Source organism: Streptomyces sp. NPDC111802 (assembly GCF_055634335.1).
The window spans coordinates 1-4,081 of sequence record NZ_JBVKCZ010000154.1; the positions used below are offsets into that span (position 1 = coordinate 1).

Annotated in this window: 2 protein-coding genes and 1 pseudogene; all 3 read left to right on the top strand. The window is 58.4% G+C overall.

Annotated features, from left to right (window positions below; translation table 11 throughout):
• Positions 1-230: pseudogene (locus tag ACZ7NC_RS44755) on the top strand (hypothetical protein); the annotation flags it as partial.
• A 696-nt stretch (positions 231-926) separates the two neighbouring features.
• Positions 927-2,168 carry a nucleotide sugar dehydrogenase gene (locus ACZ7NC_RS44760; protein WP_471497985.1) on the top strand — a complete coding sequence of 414 codons (1,242 nt, stop codon included), beginning with the start codon at positions 927-929 and terminating at the stop codon, positions 2,166-2,168.
• A 138-nt stretch (positions 2,169-2,306) separates the two neighbouring features.
• The gene (locus ACZ7NC_RS44765; RefSeq protein ID WP_471497989.1) at positions 2,307-3,584 is read left to right on the top strand and encodes a glycosyltransferase family 2 protein; all 1,278 of its coding nucleotides are present in this window, start codon (positions 2,307-2,309) and stop codon (positions 3,582-3,584) included.
• Positions 3,585-4,081 lie beyond the last annotated feature (497 nt).

Below are 4,081 nucleotides of genomic sequence, written 5' to 3' on the forward strand. Positions count from 1 at the left end.
CGCGCGAACCTGCCGGACCAACGCCCCCGACAGGAACGAACACGACATCACGGGCGCACGATCAACCGCTCGGCGTCGTGAAACAACGAGGCTGGGACCGTGTTATCGAGGCATGGGCCAACGATGACACGCAAGCCTTGGACGAAGCGTGGATCAGCGACGCGGTGATCGATCTCGGCTCCGAGTGGGGCCAGTATGAATACGTCACCAATATCGGATTCGCCGCATGAACGCCTTGCTTACGGCGCGCCCCGCCTCACAGGACGGCATGCCCAGTCGATGGAGCGGTTGCGGACGGCTGCATAACCAAGGCGCCCTCGGGCGGCGAGTGCTCGGTCAGGTGATCAAGAAGGAGATCGGTGGTTCCCCCCTCCGGGTGTTCCTTCTTGATCATCTGGTGCTCCGGCAAAATTGACGGGCACCTCCGCCTGCTACGGGCCTTGATCCTTCCGCCACCCCGACCACCTGCTGTGGTGGTCCATCTGGCGCCGCCACCAACCCCACGCCCGCCTCTGCCACAGTGAGAGATGATCTCCGGCGGGAAGCGGAAGCCCCGATACGCCGATGCGTCCACCAGCAGCCCCTTCGGCAATCCGACCAAGCGGACGGTCGTGCTACCGGACAGAGCTACCGCTCAACATGACAATGCCTGCCGCGGCCATCGAGGTCAGTCGTACTGCAATCGGGTGAGTATATCGTCATATATATGTCGTTCCTCTCTCTTGCTGTGAGAGTGCCTCAGTGTGCGCCTCGTCGAGGTCTTGACCAAACACGAAGCGAAGGCTCTCTCGCGGACAAGGAGTGGCGATGCTTTCTTTACAGTCCTCGATATTCCAAATTATCCCTATCCGCTTACATGTCTGCATAATCCGGCGGCGCTCATGTGAGTTCTGGCCTGGGTTCATCAATATGCACCTGGGGGAGCAGTGAAAGTCGCCATTATGGGGCAGGGCTATGTTGGCCTGCCTTTGGCAATGGCTGCTGCAGAGGCAGGCCATGATGTGATTGGGTTCGAGCCTGATTTAACACGTTTTAAGCGACTGTGTGTCGGTGAGTCTTACGTTGAAGATGTCCCGGGAAAGGCCCTCCAGGCGGCTCTTGAAACTGGCCGGTATCAGCCGACGCAAAAAAATGAGTTACTTGCTGATTTCGATATCGCAGTTATCGCCGTGCCGACCCCATTAAGGGATCAGGTTCCGGAGCTCGACGCTGTAAGAAGGGCTACAGAATCCCTCGCTTATAACTTGCGTAAAGGCTCATTGGTCATTCTGGAGTCAACCAGTCATCCTGGCACTACCCGAAAGGTTGTATTGCCCATCCTGGAGACTCGGTCTCGGCTGCGAGCGGGGGTCGATTTTCACCTGGGGTTCAGTCCGGAGCGTATCGATCCAGGCAATGAACAGTGGACATTCGCGAACACGCCAAAAATCGTTTCTGGACTTACCAAAAGATGCCGGGATAGAGCGCAAGCATTTTACGCCGGCATCACGAAGGAAGTTGTTCTGGCGGAAACCCTCGAAGAGGCTGAACTGGCTAAGGTATTCGAGAACACGTTTCGCCATGTCAACGTTGCCCTCGTCAACGAACTCTGCCGCGTGGCACACACACTGAGCGTGGACGTCTGGCGCACTCTCGGCCTTGCCGAATCGAAGCCATTTGGCTTCATGAGATTCAATCCTGGACCCGGAGTCGGAGGGCACTGCCTTCCAGTCGACCCTGTGTATTTAAGCCATCATGTCAGGACGCAGTACGGAGAGCCATTCCGGTTGGTTGAGCTTTCTCAGGAAATTAACGAGGCGCAGCCGGCTTACGTTGTCAGTCGCGTTCAGGACGCCCTCAACTCCCGAGAAGGTAAGGCTCTCAAGGGCGCCAGGGTCTTGGTGCTTGGGCTTGCATACAAGGCCGGCGTCGCCGACTCGCGGCAGTCGCCGGCCATCGCGGTCGTCTCCGAGCTTGAGCGCAAAGGAGCCTGTGTCGACGCCATGGACCCCTATGTTGCTGATGCAGCGCACCGCCTTCGTGCACGCATGCCCTATGGGACATACGACGCTGTTGTGTTACTCACGGCGCACCCGGAGTTCGATCTCGCGCAGATCGCCGAAGAAGCCACATATGTGTTGGACACCCGGGGCGTCATGCCTGATGGCCCGCATATCGAAAGGCTCTGAGAGCCCACGACGAGGAGGCCAGACCATGTACAACGGGTTAGCGCACACAGGTATGGGAGCGATGGTGTTGACCGCAGTTGCCGTGACAATCAGTGCCATAGGCGTTGCTATGCGCTTCCTGACGGGGAGAGGCCGGGGATGATGCTGACGGTCGCAGTCCTCATTCCCGCGCACAACGAGGAAGCGACGATCGGGGAGCTGGTCCGGGCCGTCCTGGACCAGCCCTACCCAATCGCACAGCTCATTGTGGTCGCAGACTCGTGCACGGACCGAACGGCCGACCTCGCCCGGCAAACAGGGGCAACGCTCGTACTGGAGACGGATTTTAGTGACAAGGCAGCCAATCAGAATGCCGCGCTTCCGTATATCGCTACGGACGTGATTGTCGGTTTCGATGGTGATTCCCGTCCCGAGCCTGACTGCATTGGTTTGATGGTTGCGGATCTCGAGAGGGGATACGACGCCACATGCTCGTCGATCCTTCCGCTCCAAGAGTCGGGGTTCTTCATCGAAGCTCGACGTTTTGCCTACAGTTTAGGCAGTCAATGGTGGCGCCTGTGCCAGCGCCAGGTTGGCCGTATTCAAGTATTGACCGGCGCCTCGTACGCATTTCGCACCAGTGTAGTCAGGGCAGTCGGAGGATTCCCCAATGGGTTGATCAGCGCCGACATGGATATCACATGGAAACTCCACGAACACGGTTACAAGACATGGTATACCGCCAAGGCGTTGACCCGCACCATTGACCCGGCGACATGGCAGGAATACAAGGCGCAGATGCCCCGTTGGGCAGCTGGCTACTTCCAGAATGTTGCACACTATCGGCGCCTGATGTGCAATTGGCGCTCCGTACTCACCGTTGGCACAGCATTATTCGACCTGGTGACGCTGTGGTGGTGGCTTTTCGTGGTTATTTACAACCTTGTCACCTGGCAGCATTTGTCCATGTTTCGCTACATGGGTTATTGGTTCCTCGTGCACACTGCAGTAACCACGTATCTGGTATCACGCGTAGTAGGCTGGCAGAAGGCCATGCTGGGATTCTGGCCATATACCATTTTGAATTTCTACAACAAGTACCTTTACACACGTGCCATGTTCCGCGAGTGGCTCCTGGGACGTCATTATGCATCGTGGACCGGGCGAACTGGCCGCAAAACAGTAATTACTCCCATGACCCCGCGCCGCCGCTTCCATCTCGGGTGGAGCAGCGCCTCCGCTGGCCTCATTACGACAGTAACCGGCGCATGGTGGGGTAGTGCAACCGTAGCCGGGGCCGGCGCTGCCGTCCTCGTCGTCATCCCGCTCTCACTAGTTCGTTCCAACGACATCCGAAGACGGTTTGCTCCACACGTCGAAAACGTTTCGAACGTCTCCTCTCCCAGTTCCCCAGACCGAGCCCTGTCGCAGCACTAATCCGTCTCGAGCACAAAGTTGACGCGGCTGTAGCCCGTTCCTGACGGCGCTCCCTGGCCCGATGACCGGGCTGATACCTCATTCTGGCCCGGGAGGGACTCCTTCGACAGGGCGTGGCGGGATGCCCGGACTGAGTAGTAGCCGGCGGGCTGGGGGGTAGCCGCGCTAGTAGGCACCAGGGTGACGTACCGGTATCAGCCTGTGTAGCGGTCAGGCGGACCTGTAGCTCGGTTTTCGTTCCCCTCGTACTGTGTCGAGTCGATCGTCCTTGGAACGCTCCTGGGGAATCTTTATGCGGCTGTCCTTGCCACCCTTTGATCGAAACCTCTTCAATCTCATGCTTGTTGGTTTGTCTTGTGCGTGTGACTCACAAGCAGCGGGGGGCGCCGGCGCTGCTGGACGCCTGCTAGTGATCTGGTTGTGAGTTGGTTCGGCACCACGTGGGTTGCTTTCCGTACCACTTCACGGGTTCGCATACCTGGTGCCGATTGGCTGCG

Coding starts and splice junctions, on each gene's coding strand:
- ACZ7NC_RS44765 (WP_471497989.1), top strand. CDS start 2,307: ATGATGCTGACGGTCGCAGTCCTCATTCCCGCGCACAACGAGGAAGCG.